A 15,869-nucleotide genomic window follows, 5' to 3' on the forward strand; every position below is an offset into this window, starting at 1 on the left:
CTCTTCGCGTCGCCGCGAAGAGCTTAGTGTGCTGCTTATTCTGCTGAAGCTTCTGGCGCAGGCGCCGCAGCCGCTTCCGGCTCGGCCGCTTCCTTGATGCTCAGGCGCACGCGGCCCTGACGATCAACTTCCAGAACTTTCACCGGGACTTCCTGACCCATCTGCAGATAGTCAGTGACTTTCTCAACGCGCTTGTCGGCGATTTGAGAAATGTGCACCAGACCCTCTTTACCGCCGCCGATAGCGACGAAGGCGCCGAAGTCGACGATGCGGGTCACTTTACCGTTGTAAATGCGGCCCACTTCGATTTCTGCCGTGATCTCTTCGATACGGCGGATAGCGAACTTCGCTTTGTCACCGTCGGTCGCAGCGATTTTCACGGTACCGTCATCTTCGATTTCGATGGTGGTGCCGGTCTCTTCGGTCAGCGCACGAATAACAGAACCGCCTTTACCGATCACGTCTTTGATCTTGTCCGGGCTGATCTTGATGGTATGGATGCGCGGAGCAAACTGCGAGATATCGCCGCGTGGCGTGCTGATAGCCTGTTCCATTACGCCCAGGATATGCAGACGCGCGCCTTTAGCCTGGTTCAGCGCCACCTGCATGATTTCGCGGGTGATGCCTTCGATTTTGATGTCCATCTGCAGCGCGGTAATGCCTTCACGGCTACCGGCTACTTTGAAGTCCATGTCGCCCAGGTGATCTTCATCGCCCAGGATATCTGACAGCACGACAAAGTTATCGTTGTCTTTAACCAGACCCATCGCGATACCGGCTACGGCCGCTTTGATCGGCACGCCCGCGTCCATCAGCGCCAGTGAAGCGCCGCATACGGAAGCCATAGACGATGAACCGTTGGATTCGGTGATTTCTGACACTACACGTACGGTGTACGGGAACGCGTCGCCTTTCGGCATTACGGCCAGCACGCCGCGCTTCGCCAGACGACCGTGACCAATTTCACGACGCTTAGGCGAGCCAACCATACCGGTTTCACCCACGGAGTACGGAGGGAAGTTGTAGTGGAACAGGAAGTTGTCGGTGCGTTCACCCATCAACTCGTCCAGGTTCTGTGCGTCACGCGCGGTGCCCAGCGTCGCCGTTACCAGCGCCTGAGTTTCGCCACGGGTAAACAGCGCGGAGCCGTGAGTACGCGGCAGCACGCCGGTGCGCACGTCCAGACCACGGATCATATCTTTTTCACGACCGTCGATACGCGGCTCACCACGCAGAATGCGGCTACGCACCACGTTCTTTTCCAGACCGTGCAGGATATCGCTGATTTCGCCTTCGTCCAGGCTTGCGTCTTCCGCCAGCAGCGCCGCTGTGGTTTCAGATTTGATCACGTCAACCTGAGCGTAACGCTCCTGTTTTTCGGTGATGCGGTAAGCGTCGCTCAGACGGGATTCGGCCAGCGCGGCGATGCGGCTGTTCAGCGCTTCGTTAACCGCTTCCGGCTGCCATTCCCAGCGAGGTTTGCCCGCTTCGGCAACCAGTGCCTTAATGTTTTCGATAACAACCTGCTGCTGCTCGTGGCCAAATACCACGGCGCCCAGCATCTGATCTTCGCTCAGCAGTTCCGCTTCGGATTCCACCATCAGCACGGCACCTTCGGTACCGGCAACAACCAGATCCAGCTTGCTTTCTTTCAGCTCGTCGGTGGTTGGGTTCAGCACGTACTGGTCGTTGATGTAACCCACGCGGGCAGAGCCGATTGGGCCGTTGAAAGGAATACCGGACAGGCTCAGCGCGGCAGAAGCGCCGATCATCGCTACGATATCAGGGTTAACCTGTGGGTTAACGGAAACCACGGTGGCAATCACCTGGACTTCGTTAACAAAACCTTCCGGGAACAGCGGGCGAAGCGGGCGGTCAATCAGACGCGCAATCAGCGTTTCGCCTTCGCTTGGACGGCCTTCACGACGGAAGAAGCTGCCCGGGATACGACCAGCAGCGTAGGTACGCTCCTGATAGTTGATGGTCAGAGGGAAAAAGTCCTGACCCGGCTTGGCTTTTTTCTGGCCAACTACGGTTACAAATACAGCGGTGTCGTCCATGCTGACCATAACGGCAGCGGTGGCCTGACGAGCCATCATACCGGTTTCAAGCGTGACGGTATGCTGACCATACTGGAATTTTTTTACGATCGGATTCAGCAAAATAATGTCCTTAACGTTCCTGGCAAGAGCTTTCTCCTGCCGTGACTCTTAAATCTTCATTGCATCCTCGCGACTAATGACAACCCTAATCCCTTATGGGACAAAGCCTCTCATTAGCCGCGCGAATCTCTGCAACTGAAGATCACACTCAGCAACAATACAATAGTTTGGCCTGGATTGCTGCCGCCCGACTGAAAAAAGGGGCCATAAAGGCCCCTTTTTAGCGAAACTCGCACAAATCTGCCTTTTTCCCCCTTTTCCTTCGTCGGACGACGAAAGCGAGGAGAGCAGACTGTAAGACTTAGCGACGCAGACCCAGACGCTCGATCAGGCTGGTGTAACGTGCAACGTCTTTACGCTTCAGGTAATCCAGCAGCTTACGACGCTGTGAAACCATGCGCAGCAGACCGCGACGGCTGTGGTGGTCTTTTTTGTGCTCAGAGAAGTGACCCTGCAGATGGTTAATCTGAGCGGTCAGCAGAGCAACCTGAACTTCGGTAGAACCACTGTCGTTAGCATCACGGCCGTAATCAGCAACGATCTGCGCTTTGTTTTCTGCACTTAGAGACATTTTACTACTCCAAATTTTAAGATAAATGTACAGGCGCCGATCTCTAATTCAGCCACCCAATGTAAAGCCGCGCCATTCTACTCTGAGCCTGAGGCTTTCGCAAATGATGCATCGGAATATTCTACAACCAGCCGACGCGGCGCAACGCGGCCATCTTCCGCCACTTCCGCCATGCCGATAAACTGACGCGCCTCGCCTTCCGTGACGCGCACCAGCCCCGAGTCCGGCACGTTCGCCGCCTGCACCGGCATGCCCTGTTTGAAGTAAGCCGCCGCGCTGACAGGCAGGTTCACCTCAGGATAAGCCGCCGCCGGGCTGTCCATCGGCATCAGCAACGGGTCGAGCAGCTCTGCCGCCGGACGCTCGTTACGCGCGGCCTCTTCGCTAAGTGCCTGCAGCTGCTCCAGCGTGACCATTGCGTCGATCGGATAGGTCGCGACCTGCAAACGACGCAGGAAAATCACGTGCGCACCGCAGCCCAGCATTTCGCCTAAATCGTCCGTAATGGTGCGGATGTAAGTGCCTTTTGAGCAGTGAATTTCCAGCTCCAGCTCGTCGCCTTCAAGGCGAATAAATTTTAGTTCGTAAACGGTAATGCTGCGTGCTTCACGCGGGACTTCAATGCCTTCACGCGCATATTCATAGAGCTTGCGCCCCTGATACTTGAGCGCCGAATACATTGACGGCACCTGCTGCGTTTCGCCACGAAAGCTATCCAGCGCGGCGTCAAGCTGCGCCTGCGTGAAGTTCACCGGTCGTTCGCTGATGATCTGACCGTCCGCATCCGAAGTATCGGTACGCTGGCCTAACCGCGCGATCACGCGATAGCGCTTGTCGGAATCGAGCAGATAGCGGGAAAACTTCGTCGCTTCGCCCAGGCATATTGGCAGCATACCGGTCGCCAGCGGATCGAGCGCGCCCGTATGGCCCGCGCGGTTGGCGTTAAACAGCCGCTTAACTTTTTGCAGCGCGTCGTTAGACGACAGGCCGCCGGGCTTGTCCAGCAGCAGGACACCGTGAATATCGCGTCCGCGACGACGAGGACGACTCATTACTCCTCCTTGTCGTCTTCCGCAGGGCCACGGCGCTCGGCGTCGTTGCGAACCACGTTAGTGACAAGGTTAGACATGCGCATCCCTTCAACCAGCGAGTTGTCGTAGAAGAAGGTCAGTTCAGGCACGATACGCAGGCGCATCGCTTTGCCCAGCAGGGAGCGGATATAGCCGGAAGCGTCGCCCAGCGCGCGCAGGCCGCCTTTGATGGCGTCTTCGTCTTTATCGTTTAAAAAGGTAACGAACACTTTTGCATAGGCCAGGTCGCGGGAGACTTCCACGCCGGAAACCGTGACCATCATGCCCAGACGCGGATCTTTGATCTCACGCTGTAAAATAATCGCGATCTCTTTCTGCAGTTCCTGGGAGACGCGCTGCGGGCGACCGAATTCTTTCGCCATAATTATTCTCTCCAAATAAATACGGGAGGCGCAAAGGCCTCCCGAACAGGTTGGTCAGGCAACCATTAAGCGATGGTACGCTGGATTTCGATGATCTCGAAGACTTCGATCATATCGCCAACACGCACATCGTTGTAGTTCTTCACGCCGATACCACATTCCATGCCGTTACGGACTTCGTTAACGTCATCCTTGAAGCGGCGCAGGGATTCCAGCTCGCCTTCATAGATAACCACGTTGTCGCGCAGCACGCGGATTGGGTTGTGACGCTTGATGTTGCCTTCCGTCACCATACAGCCGGCAACCGCGCCAAACTTAGGTGATTTGAACACGTCACGCACTTCGGCCAGGCCGGTGATCTGGTGCTTGTATTCCGGCGCCAGCATACCGCTCATCGCCTGCTTCACTTCGTCAATCAGGTTATAGATGACGGAGTAGTAACGCAGATCCAGGCTTTCTGAATCGATCACGCGGCGCGCGGACGCGTCGGCACGAACGTTAAAGCCTACCAGGATGGCGTTGGAAGCCGCAGCCAGCGTGGCGTCGGTCTCAGTGATACCACCTACGCCGGAGCCAACGATTTTCACTTTCACTTCGTCAGTGGAAAGCTTCATCAGCGAGTCGGCGATAGCTTCGACAGAACCCTGTACGTCCGCTTTCAGCACGATGTTCAGCTCGGAAACTTCGCCTTCGGTCATGTTAGCAAACATGTTCTCCAGCTTGGATTTCTGCTGACGCGCCAGCTTAACTTCACGGAATTTGCCCTGACGATAGAGCGCCACTTCACGCGCTTTCTTCTCGTCACGCACCACGGTCGCTTCATCACCGGCAGCAGGCACGCCTGACAGGCCCAGGATTTCGACCGGGATCGAAGGACCCGCAGTCAGCACTTCGCGGCCCAGCTCGTCACGCATCGCACGCACACGGCCATACTCGAAGCCGCACAGCACGATATCGCCTTTGTTCAGCGTACCTTCACGTACCAGCACGGTAGCAACAGGGCCGCGACCTTTATCCAGGAAGGATTCGATCACGACGCCGCTGGCCATACCCTGACGAACAGCGGTCAGCTCCAGGACTTCAGCCTGCAGCAGGATAGCGTTCAGCAGGTCGTCGATACCGGTTCCGGCTTTCGCGGAAACGTTAACGAACATGTTCTCGCCGCCCCACTCTTCCGGAATGATACCGTACTGAGTCAGTTCGTTTTTAACGCGATCCGGATCGGCTTCTGGCTTATCGCACTTGTTCACCGCAACCACAACCGGCACTTTCGCCGCTTTGGCGTGCTGGATAGCTTCGATGGTCTGTGGCATCACGCCGTCATCGGCGGCGACAACCAGGATAACGATATCCGTTGCCTGAGCACCACGAGCACGCATTGCGGTAAACGCGGCGTGGCCAGGGGTATCCAGGAAGGTCACCATACCGTTGTCGGTTTCGACGTGGTAAGCACCGATGTGCTGGGTAATGCCGCCCGCTTCGCCAGAGGCGACTTTAGTGGAGCGAATGTAGTCCAGCAGTGAGGTTTTACCGTGGTCAACGTGGCCCATGATGGTCACGACCGGCGCACGGGATTCCATGGCCGCATCGGTATCACGATCGCTCATTACCGCTTCTTCCAGCTCGTTCTCGCGGCGCAGCGTCACTTTGTGACCCATCTCTTCCGCGACCATCTGGGCAGTTTCCTGATCGATAACCTGGTTGATGGTGGCCATAGCGCCCATTTTCATCATCGCTTTGATGACCTGGGAGCCTTTCACCGCCATCTTGTTAGCCAGTTCCGCTACGGTGATGGTTTCACCGATAACCACGTCACGGTTAACAGCCTGAGCCGGCTTGTTGAAGCCCTGCTGCAGCGTACTCTTACGCTTGCCGCCTTTACCGCCACGGAATTGCGCACGCGCTTCTTCACGGTCGGTTTTCGCTTCGGAATGCTTGTTGCCTTTCTTACGCTGTGGGGCTTTAGCCGGACGAGCAGCGCGAGTGCGGCGATCGCCTTCAACCTGCGCATCGTTCTCGTCTTCTGCCGCACGGGCGTGGGTAGAGGTGGTCACGTGATAGTCAGAAGTGTCTTCCACTTCTTTCTCCGCTTCCGCCCATTCTGAACCTTTTTCTTCCGCCATTTTACGGGCCTCTTCCGCTACGCGCTTCGCTTCTTCTTCGATCTTGCGACGCGCTTCTTCTTCAGCTTTACGCTTCAGTTCAGCGGCTTCCGCTTCACGACGGGCTTTATCAGACTGTTGATTGCGGGTCATATCGTCGGTTTGTTGGTTGCTCACTTTGTCTTTTTCCGCTGCTTCACGCCTGGCTTTCTCTGCCGCCTCACGTTTAGCCTGCTCCTCGGCTTCACGCTGCGCTTTTTCTTGAGCTTCGCGCTGGGCTTTTTCTTCAGCCTCGCGACGAGCCATTTCTTCCGCTTCGCGCTGTGCCTGCTCTTCTGCTTCTGCCTGAGCGGCTTCTGCAGGATCGCCTTTTACATAGGTGCGTTTTTTGCGGACTTCGATTTGCACCGATTTACTTTTACCGCCGGTGCCCGGAATATTCAAGGTGCTGCGCGTTTTGCGCTGTAAGGTCAGTTTACCAGAACCGCCATTGTTGTCGCGATTCAGGTGCGTCAGGAGCGTCTCTTTTTCCTGCTGGGTCACAGAGTCGGTTTCAGACTTGCGGATCCCTGCATCAGCAAATTGCTGTACCAGGCGTTCTACCGGTGTCTGAATCTCTGCCGCCAGCGATTTTACAGTTACATCTGTCATGCTGTTCCTTCCTGCTACAGTTTATTACGCGTCGTCGCCGAACCAGCAGATATTTCGTGCAGCCATAATCAGCTCGCCGGCCCTTTCGTCGTTCAGGCCTTCAATATCTGTCAGATCGTCAACACCCTGCTCGGCAAGATCTTCCAGCGTGCAAACGCCAATCGCTGCCAGCTTAAATGCCAGCTCACGGTCAAGACCTTCCAGGTTCAGCAGATCTTCTGCCGGCTGTTTGTCGCCCAGACTCTCGGCTTTTTCCAGAGCAAGGGTGGTTAACGCATTTTTCGCACGATCGCGCAGCGCTTCTACTGTCTCTTCATCCAGACCGTCGATTTCCAACAGCTCGTTGATAGGCACGTATGCCAGCTCTTCCAGAGAAGAGAAGCCTTCTTCAACCAGCACGGTTGCGAAATCTTCATCAATATCGAGATGTTTGGTAAAGACGTCGATGGCAGCGTGGGCTTCAGCCTGGTGCTTGGCCTGCAGATCGTCGACCGTCATCACGTTCAGCTCCCAGCCACTCAGCTGCGAAGCCAGACGCACGTTTTGGCCGTTACGGCCAATCGCCTGAGCCAGATTTCCGGCTTCTACGGCGATATCCATGGTGTGATTATCTTCATCCACCACGATAGAGGCGACGTCCGCCGGGGCCATCGCATTGATCACGAACTGCGCAGGATTGTCATCCCACAGCACGATATCAATACGTTCGCCACCCAGCTCGCTGGACACCGCCTGAACTCGCGCACCGCGCATACCCACGCAGGCGCCGACCGGGTCGATACGCTTGTCGTTGGTTTTTACGGCGATCTTGGCACGGGAGCCTGGATCGCGCGCGGCAGCTTTAATCTCAATCACTTCTTCAGCAATTTCCGGCACTTCAATGCGGAACAGTTCGATTAGCATCTCCGGTTTGGAGCGCGTAACGAACAGCTGTGCACCACGCGCTTCCGGCCGTACTGCATAGAGTACGCCGCGGATGCGGTCGCCCGGACGGAAGTTTTCACGCGGCAGCATATCTTCACGAATGATTACCGCTTCCGCATTGGTATTAGAACCATCGGTTGGGCGCACTTCGAGAGAGATGTTGTCGCGGTTCACTTTCTTCACGACGCCGGTGATGATCTCACCTTCCTGCTCGCGGAACTGGTCAACGACCATCGCGCGTTCTGCCTCGCGCACTTTCTGCACGATAACCTGTTTTGCCGTCTGCGTGGTGATACGGTCAAAGGTGACAGATTCGATCTGATCTTCAACATAATCGCCCAGATTCAGCGATTCGTCTTCGAATCGCGCGGCATCCAGGGTGATTTCACGCGTTGGCATGGTGACTTCGTCAACAATGACCCAGCGGCGAAACGTGTCAAAATCGCCGCTTTTGCGATCGATGCTGACGCGGACGTCGATTTCCTGCTCGTACTTTTTCTTGGTAGCCGTGGACAGCGCGCTCTCCAGCGCTTCGAAAATCTTCTCGCGCGGGAGGGATTTCTCGTTCGATACTGCCTCGACTACAGCTAAGATTTCTTTGTTCATCCTGGTATGCCTCAATCCGGACTTTTAAAAGTGGGGAACCAGGTTCGCCTTCTGGATGTTACTCAGCGCGAACACTTCGTCGTTACCCTCAACGGCAACGGTTACCATTTCACCATCTACGGATTTAATGATTCCCTGCCACTTGCGGCGGTTCTGTACGGCCATACGCAGCACCAGGCTTACTTCCTCGCCGGTGAATCGCGCGTAGTGCTCTGCGGTAAAGAGTGGGCGCTCAAGGCCTGGCGAGGAGACTTCAAGGTTATAAGCCACGGTGATGGGATCTTCAACATCAAACACCGCGCTGACCTGGTGGCTGACATCAGCACAATCATCAACATTGATGCCATCTTCACTATCAATATAGATGCGCAGCGTAGATGTGCGACCGCGAACGAACTCAATGCCAACCAGCTCGTAGCCCAGCGCTTCTACCGGTGCCGTAATCAGCTCTGTTAATTTTTGCTCTAATGTGGACAATCCCACCCCCAAGACATAAAAAAAGGGCTTAATAGCCCAGTATGCTGTTTCCTGATAACAAAAAACCCCGATAAATCGGGGCTTTATGCGACTGGACCCTGTACGCCATAAATGGCGGTTCGGCACAATCCATAGAATTTTTTTCAAAATTCGCTGTTAGCGCCGTGCAATGCATACAGTATATTTGAAAAAGAACTCTAAGGGAAAGTGGTTGCGGGGGCCGGATTTGAACCGACGACCTTCGGGTTATGAGCCCGACGAGCTACCAGGCTGCTCCACCCCGCGTCCGAAAACGTGGCAAATACTACGCCGATCTTGCATAAAATGCAAGCAAAACTGAGATTTGGTACCGAGGACGGGACTTGAACCCGTAAGCCCATGCGGGCACTACCACCTCAAGGTAGCGTGTCTACCAATTCCACCACCACGGCACTAAAAGGTTGCGACTTTTTCTTTTCTGTCGCGTCGAAATTTACAGCTTACTGTGGGATATCGCTACCCGGCGCGGCCGGTTTCGCTGGCTGACTCTGCTGCTGTGCAGGCTGAGACAGATTTTCCCACTCGCTTCCTTTCTGCGTTTTGTTGCTGTTCAGGTTGCCCAGGATCAGACTGATTACAAAGAACAGCGTCGCCAGCACTGCGGTCATACGGGTCATAAAGTTGCCAGAACCGTTAGAGCCGAACAGCGTTGCTGAAGAACCTGCACCGAACGATGCGCCCATATCAGCGCCTTTACCTTGCTGCAGCATGATCAGACCTACAAGGCCGATTGCCACAATAAGGAAAACTACCAAAAGAGCTTCGTACATAATCAACCTGTTTCCTTGCGCGTTATCGCGCATTTAAGCTTCAAAACCAGTGAGCAGATAGCGTTGTCGCTACCCATCAGAAGCGGGTGTGAATACTAACCAAAGCGGCCTGATTGCGCAAGGGCAATTTAGCACGGCCACGTCAATTGCAGAAAAAAGCGGCAAAAGCGACGACAAAGCTGAAAAAAGCGCCAACTATCACACGGCTACGACGCTTTCAGCCGGGCACCCTGTCGTGCCCGGCCCGGTTATTATTTGCCTCAGACAGCCTTGACCGCATCGGCAATGCGGTGTGCCAGCGACGTGACCTGCGCTTCGTCTTCGCCTTCCACCATCACGCGGATCAGCGGCTCGGTGCCCGATTTACGCAGCAGGACGCGACCACGCCCTTTCAGTTCTTTTTCCGCTTCGGCCGTCACCGCTTTCACCTGCGCATCTTCCAGCGGATCGGTTGCGCCGCTAAAGCGCACGTTCACCAGGATCTGCGGCAGCAGCTTCATGCCGCTGCACAGGTCGTGCAGGCTCATATGGTTGCGTACCATGGCAGTGAGTACCTGCAAACCTGCCACAATGCCGTCGCCGGTAGTGGTCTTGTCCAGCAGGATAACGTGACCGGAGTTTTCCGCGCCCAGCCGCCAGCCTTTCTCCTGCAGCTTCTCCAGCACGTAGCGGTCGCCCACTTTCGCCCTGGCGAAAGGAATGCCCAGCTGTTTCAGCGCCAGCTCAAGCCCCATATTGCTCATCAGCGTGCCTACCACGCCGCCGCGCAGCTGGCCCTGGCGCAAGCCTTCGCGAGCCACGATATAGAGGATCTGATCGCCGTCGACCTTTTCACCCAGGTGATCGACCATCATGATACGGTCGCCGTCGCCGTCATAGGCCAGCCCGATATCGGCTTTTTTGGCCAGTACGCGAGCCTGCAGCTGGCGAAGATCGGTTGCGCCGCATTCCTTGTTGATGTTCATTCCGTCCGGATTGACGCCAAGGGTAATCACTTCCGCCCCCAGCTCGCGCAGCACGTTTGGCGCAATGTGATAGGTGGCGCCGTTGGCGCAGTCCACCACGATTTTCAGGCCGTTCAGGCTCAGCTCGCTGGGGAAGGTGCCTTTACAGAATTCGATATAGCGGCCTGCGGCATCCACAATACGGCTGGCGCGTCCCAGCTCGGCAGAGTCAACGCAGGTAATGGGCTTTTCCATTTCCGCTTCAATCGCTTCTTCGACCTCATCCGGCAGCTTGGTGCCGTCGATCGAAAAGAATTTGATGCCGTTGTCGTCGAAAGGGTTATGCGACGCGGAAATCACAATACCCGCTTCCGCGCGGAAAGTGCGGGTCAAATAGGCGATAGCGGGCGTCGGCATTGGGCCGGTAAAAGCGGCTGACAAACCTGCCGCCGCCAGGCCTGCTTCCAGCGCGGATTCCAGCATGTAGCCGGAAATACGCGTGTCCTTACCAATAATAATTTTTTTTGAGCCGTTGCGCGCCAGCACTTTGCCTGCCGCCCAGCCCAGCTTCAGAACGAAGTCTGGGGTAATCGGCGTTTCGCCGACCTTGCCACGAATGCCATCTGTACCAAAATATTTACGGTTGCTCATGCTACTTTTCCTTCGCTGACAGTGTCGCCTCGACGACGCGCATCGCCTCAACGGTTTCTTTAACATCGTGAACGCGCAAAATATGCGCGCCCTGCATAGCGGCAATAACCGCGCAGGCCAGGCTGCCCGTCAGCCGCTGCGTCGGCCCGACGTTCAACAGCTGCCCAATCATACTTTTGCGTGACATGCCGACCAGCAGCGGCAGCCCAAAGCGGTGAAAATCGGCCAGGTGCGCTAACAGTTGGTAATTGTGGGAGAGATTCTTACCGAAACCGAATCCCGGGTCGAGCAGCAGCTGCGTTTTTTTGATCCCCGCCGCCTCGCAGCGAGCGATCTGCTCCACGAAAAAGGCGTCCACTTCCTGCAACAAATGACGATACTGAGGGGACTGCTGCATCGTTTTAGGATCGCCCTGCATATGCATCAGGCAGACCGGCAGCCCCGTCTCTGCCGCCGCTTCCAGCGCGCCGGGTTTCTGCAGGGAGCGGATATCGTTAATGATATGCGCGCCAGCCTTTGCGGCTTCCCGGATAACCTCCGGGCTGGAGGTATCCACAGAGATCCATACCTCAAAGCGCTGCGAGATAGCTTCCACAACGGGGATAACGCGCGCCAGCTCCTGTTCAACGCTGACCTCATCCGCTCCCGGGCGCGTAGATTCGCCGCCGATATCAATGATGGTCGCGCCAGCGTTAATCATGCCGTTAGCGTGCGTCAGGGCCTGCACTAAATCGTTATGCTTGCCGCCGTCCGAAAAAGAGTCCGGCGTCACGTTCAGAATACCCATAACGTGAGGATGAGTCATATCGAGCACGGAATCTCGGGCGTGAAGCTTCATGGCGGCGGTTCTCCTTCAGTGTGGTGAGATAATCATAAAAAAAAACCCCGGTCATCGCCGGGGTTTGTTGTTGCTCGGTCACGCTTACATGGTGTTACCAGGGTTTGGCGTACGCGGTTCGTCGACCGGACGCGGCGCCTTAGGCGTACCGTTGTCAGAGCTGCTGCTGCCCGGATCTTCCCAACCGGCTGGCGGACGCACTTCGCGGCGAGCCATCAGGTCGTCGATCTGAGGCGCATCAATGGTTTCATACTTCATCAGCGCGTCTTTCATCGCGTGAAGGATGTCCATATTCTCGTTCAGGATACGGCGGGCACGCTGATAGTTGCCTTCGATCAGCGCTTTCACTTCCTGATCGATAATGCGTGCCGTTTCATCAGACATATGCTTCGCTTTCGCGACGGAACGTCCCAGGAACACTTCGCCCTCTTCTTCCGCATAAAGCAGCGGACCCAGCTTCTCGGAGAAGCCCCATTGCGTAACCATGTTACGTGCAATGGAGGTCGCTACTTTGATGTCGTTAGACGCGCCGGTAGACACATGCTCTACGCCATAGATGATCTCTTCCGCCAGGCGGCCGCCGTAAAGCGTGGAGATCTGGCTTTCCAGCTTCTGACGGCTGGCGCTGATAGCATCGCCTTCCGGCAGGAAGAAGGTCACGCCCAGCGCACGGCCACGTGGAATAATCGTGACTTTGTGTACCGGATCGTGTTCTGGCACCAGACGGCCGATAATGGCATGGCCCGCTTCGTGATAAGCGGTAGATTCTTTCTGCGCTTCCGTCATCACCATGGAGCGACGTTCCGCACCCATCATGATTTTGTCTTTCGCTTTCTCGAACTCAACCATTGAAACCACGCGCTTGTTGCCGCGGGCGGCAAACAGAGCGGCTTCGTTCACCAGGTTCGCCAGATCGGCACCGGAGAAGCCCGGCGTACCGCGTGCGATAACCAGCGCATCAATGTCGGTAGCCAGCGGCACGCGACGCATATGCACTTTCAGGATCTGCTCACGGCCACGCACGTCTGGCAGACCGACCACAACCTGACGGTCGAAACGGCCCGGACGCAGCAGCGCGGGGTCAAGCACGTCAGGACGGTTAGTTGCCGCGATGACGATAATGCCTTCGTTGCCTTCAAAGCCGTCCATCTCAACCAGCATCTGGTTCAGCGTTTGCTCACGTTCATCGTGACCACCGCCCAGACCCGCGCCGCGCTGACGACCTACCGCATCGATCTCATCGATAAAGATGATGCACGGCGCCGCCTTCTTGGCTTGTTCAAACATATCGCGTACGCGGGATGCGCCCACGCCGACAAACATTTCAACGAAGTCAGAACCGGAGATAGTAAAGAAAGGCACTTTCGCTTCACCCGCGATGGCTTTCGCCAGCAGGGTTTTACCGGTACCCGGAGGACCGACCATCAGCACGCCTTTTGGAATTTTACCGCCCAGCTTCTGGAAACGGCTCGGCTCGCGCAGGTATTCCACCAGCTCGGCGACTTCCTCTTTCGCTTCGTCACAGCCTGCAACGTCCGAAAACGTCGTCTTGATCTGATCTTCCGTCAGCATACGGGCTTTGCTTTTGCCGAAGGACATCGCGCCCTTGCCGCCGCCGCCCTGCATCTGACGCATAAAGAAAATCCACACGCCGATCAATAGCAGCATCGGGAACCATGAAATGAAGATGGAAGCCAGCAGGCTTGGCTCTTCAGGCGGTTCGCCTACCACTTTGACATTTTTGGTCAACAGGTTATCGAGCAACTTAGGATCGTTGACGGGGATGTAGGTGGTGTATTTGTTGCTGTCTTTTTTGACAACGTTGATTTCACGCCCGTTAATACGTGCCTCGCGGACCTGATCCTGGTTCACTTCCGACAGGAAGGTTGAGTAATCAACCCTACGGCCATTTGACTCGCTGGGCCCAAAGCTCTGGAAGACCGACATCAGCACGACTGCGATGACTAGCCAGAGAATCAGGTTTTTCGCCATGTCACTCAAGGGATTAACCTCTTATTACAACTGTGTTAACAGACAGCGTAGGGTACTATAGTTTGCGCCCTGTCGCTACAATGTACACTTCACGTGAACGAGAACGTGAAGCGTCCGGCTTACGAATTTTCACTTTCGTAAACAGGGAGCGAATTTCCCGGAGGTAATCTTCAAAGCCATCTCCCTGAAACACCTTCACTAAAAAACTGCCGCCGGGTGCCAGAACGTCCCGGCACATCTCCAGCGCAAGCTCAACCAGATACATTGACCTTGGAATATCTACCGCCGGCGTTCCCGTCATGTTGGGCGCCATATCGGACATTACTACCTGCACTTTGGTATCGCCAACGCGATCCATAAGCGCTTTCAGCACCAGTTCATCACGAAAATCGCCCTGAAGGAAATCGACGCCGACGATAGGATCCATCGGCAGGATATCACAGGCAATCACGCGACCTTTTGATCCAATTTGCGTCACCACATACTGAGACCATCCGCCTGGCGCCGCACCGAGATCGACAACCGTCATCCCCGGCTTAAACAGCTTGTCACCCTGCTGTATTTCATCAAGTTTAAACCAGGCGCGCGAACGCAGCCCTTTTTTCTGCGCCTGCAGCACATATTTATCGCTAAAGTGTTCCTGTAGCCAGCGGCTGGAACTGGCCGAACGCTTTTTACCAGTCATACAATTTCCAACTATGATTCAACGTATGCGATAAATAAACCGCACAAATCAGCATGCCGATTTGGTGATATACCCGAGATGGCGGTAGAATGACCCGTTTTCAATCCCAATGTAAGTAAAAAATACGATGAATCTGAGTACCAAACAAAAACAGCACCTGAAAGGACTGGCCCATCCGCTGAAGCCTGTCGTGATGTTAGGCAACAACGGTCTGACCGAAGGGGTGCTGGCCGAAATCGAACAGGCACTGGAGCACCATGAGCTCATCAAGGTAAAAATCGCGACGGAAGACCGTGAGACAAAAACCCTGGTGGTAGAGGCTATCGTGCGCGAAACCAAAGCCGCAAACGTGCAGGTTATCGGCAAGACGCTGGTGCTGTACCGTCCGACGAAGGAACGTAAAATCGCTCTTCCTCGCTAAAAGCTAGCCGCAGAAGAAAGTGACACGCTCGTGATGTCAGGAAAAGGCCGCAAAGCGGCCTTTTTCTTTTCTTTACACTATGTCTGAAAAATAGCTTAAGAGTAAATCAGATATACTCTATTTTCAGAATTTCATACTCAACGTCGCCGCCCGGCGTTTTGATGATGGCCACATCATCCACTTCTTTGCCGATCAAACCGCGCGCCATCGGCGAGTTAACAGAAATCAGATTTTGTTTAAAGTCCGCTTCGTCATCGCCCACGATACGGTAGGTCGACTCCTCATCCGTGTCCACGTTCAATACGGTAACGGTAGCACCAAAGATCACGCGACCATTCGCATTCATTTTAGTGACGTCAATCACCTGAGCGTTGGACAGCTTGGCTTCGATTTCCTGAATACGACCTTCACAGAAGCCCTGCTCTTCGCGTGCGGCGTGGTACTCTGCATTTTCTTTCAGGTCGCCATGCTCGCGTGCTTCCGCGATAGAGGCAATAATTCTGGGGCGTTTAACGGTTTTCAGCTCTTCAAGCTCTTCGCGCAGTCTCTCGGCGCCCCTTAGCGTCATCGGAATCTGATTCAT

General features: G+C 55.3%; 14 protein-coding genes and 2 tRNA genes. 1 reads left to right on the plus strand and 15 read right to left on the minus strand.

Features of this window, described 5'->3' with window-relative positions:
- Nucleotides 1-35: 35 nt before the first annotated feature.
- From pnp to rlmE, 14 genes are all read right to left on the minus strand, one after another.
- The gene (pnp, locus tag ACA373_RS19345; protein WP_253457929.1) at nucleotides 36-2,162 is read right to left on the minus strand and encodes a polyribonucleotide nucleotidyltransferase; all 2,127 of its coding nucleotides are present in this window, start codon (nucleotides 2,160-2,162) and stop codon (nucleotides 36-38) included.
- Between the two features lie 301 nt (nucleotides 2,163-2,463).
- Nucleotides 2,464-2,733 (minus strand): 30S ribosomal protein S15, encoded by a 270-nt coding sequence (gene rpsO, locus ACA373_RS19350; RefSeq protein WP_125287118.1) that lies wholly within the window; start codon nucleotides 2,731-2,733, stop codon nucleotides 2,464-2,466.
- Nucleotides 2,734-2,810: 77 nt separating this feature from the next.
- A complete protein-coding gene (gene truB, locus ACA373_RS19355) occupies nucleotides 2,811-3,785 on the minus strand; it encodes a tRNA pseudouridine(55) synthase TruB (RefSeq protein WP_253457926.1) in 975 nt (324 codons plus the stop codon).
- A complete protein-coding gene (gene rbfA, locus ACA373_RS19360; protein ID WP_125287116.1) occupies nucleotides 3,785-4,186 on the minus strand; it encodes a 30S ribosome-binding factor RbfA in 402 nt (133 codons plus the stop codon). The genes truB and rbfA overlap by 1 nt, the downstream gene beginning before the upstream one ends.
- 65 nt (nucleotides 4,187-4,251) lie before the next feature.
- A complete protein-coding gene (gene infB / locus ACA373_RS19365; RefSeq protein WP_253457923.1) occupies nucleotides 4,252-6,939 on the minus strand; it encodes a translation initiation factor IF-2 in 2,688 nt (895 codons plus the stop codon).
- Between the two features lie 24 nt (nucleotides 6,940-6,963).
- On the minus strand, nucleotides 6,964-8,469 hold the full coding sequence (gene nusA, locus ACA373_RS19370) for a transcription termination factor NusA (protein ID WP_253457920.1): 1,506 nt from the start codon (nucleotides 8,467-8,469) through the stop codon (nucleotides 6,964-6,966).
- Nucleotides 8,470-8,493: 24 nt separating this feature from the next.
- The gene (gene rimP, locus ACA373_RS19375; protein WP_148101243.1) at nucleotides 8,494-8,946 is read right to left on the minus strand and encodes a ribosome maturation factor RimP; all 453 of its coding nucleotides are present in this window, start codon (nucleotides 8,944-8,946) and stop codon (nucleotides 8,494-8,496) included.
- A gap of 208 nt (nucleotides 8,947-9,154) precedes the next feature.
- Nucleotides 9,155-9,231 (minus strand) — tRNA-Met (locus ACA373_RS19380).
- Nucleotides 9,232-9,290: 59 nt separating this feature from the next.
- Nucleotides 9,291-9,377 (minus strand) — tRNA-Leu (locus tag ACA373_RS19385).
- A 48-nt stretch (nucleotides 9,378-9,425) separates the two neighbouring features.
- Complete coding sequence (gene secG / locus ACA373_RS19390) at nucleotides 9,426-9,755, minus strand: preprotein translocase subunit SecG (protein ID WP_253457917.1); 330 nt, start codon at nucleotides 9,753-9,755, stop codon at nucleotides 9,426-9,428.
- A gap of 260 nt (nucleotides 9,756-10,015) precedes the next feature.
- The gene (gene glmM, locus ACA373_RS19395; protein ID WP_370734976.1) at nucleotides 10,016-11,350 is read right to left on the minus strand and encodes a phosphoglucosamine mutase; all 1,335 of its coding nucleotides are present in this window, start codon (nucleotides 11,348-11,350) and stop codon (nucleotides 10,016-10,018) included.
- Between the two features lies 1 nt (nucleotide 11,351).
- On the minus strand, nucleotides 11,352-12,188 hold the full coding sequence (folP, locus tag ACA373_RS19400; protein ID WP_253457912.1) for a dihydropteroate synthase: 837 nt from the start codon (nucleotides 12,186-12,188) through the stop codon (nucleotides 11,352-11,354).
- Between the two features lie 84 nt (nucleotides 12,189-12,272).
- The gene (ftsH, locus tag ACA373_RS19405; RefSeq protein WP_253457909.1) at nucleotides 12,273-14,180 is read right to left on the minus strand and encodes an ATP-dependent zinc metalloprotease FtsH; all 1,908 of its coding nucleotides are present in this window, start codon (nucleotides 14,178-14,180) and stop codon (nucleotides 12,273-12,275) included.
- A 55-nt stretch (nucleotides 14,181-14,235) separates the two neighbouring features.
- On the minus strand, nucleotides 14,236-14,865 hold the full coding sequence (rlmE, locus tag ACA373_RS19410) for a 23S rRNA (uridine(2552)-2'-O)-methyltransferase RlmE (RefSeq protein WP_125287108.1): 630 nt from the start codon (nucleotides 14,863-14,865) through the stop codon (nucleotides 14,236-14,238).
- Nucleotides 14,866-14,992: 127 nt separating this feature from the next.
- On the opposite strand from rlmE, the gene yhbY reads away from it, so the two are divergent.
- The gene (gene yhbY, locus ACA373_RS19415; protein ID WP_125287107.1) at nucleotides 14,993-15,286 is read left to right on the plus strand and encodes a ribosome assembly RNA-binding protein YhbY; all 294 of its coding nucleotides are present in this window, start codon (nucleotides 14,993-14,995) and stop codon (nucleotides 15,284-15,286) included.
- A gap of 106 nt (nucleotides 15,287-15,392) precedes the next feature.
- Here yhbY and greA read toward each other — a convergent pair whose 3' ends face one another.
- Nucleotides 15,393-15,869 carry a transcription elongation factor GreA gene (gene greA / locus ACA373_RS19420; protein WP_125287106.1) on the minus strand — a complete coding sequence of 159 codons (477 nt, stop codon included), beginning with the start codon at nucleotides 15,867-15,869 and terminating at the stop codon, nucleotides 15,393-15,395.

Source organism: Erwinia sp. STN24 (assembly GCF_041320675.1).
GTDB lineage: Bacteria > Pseudomonadota > Gammaproteobacteria > Enterobacterales > Enterobacteriaceae > Erwinia > Erwinia aeris.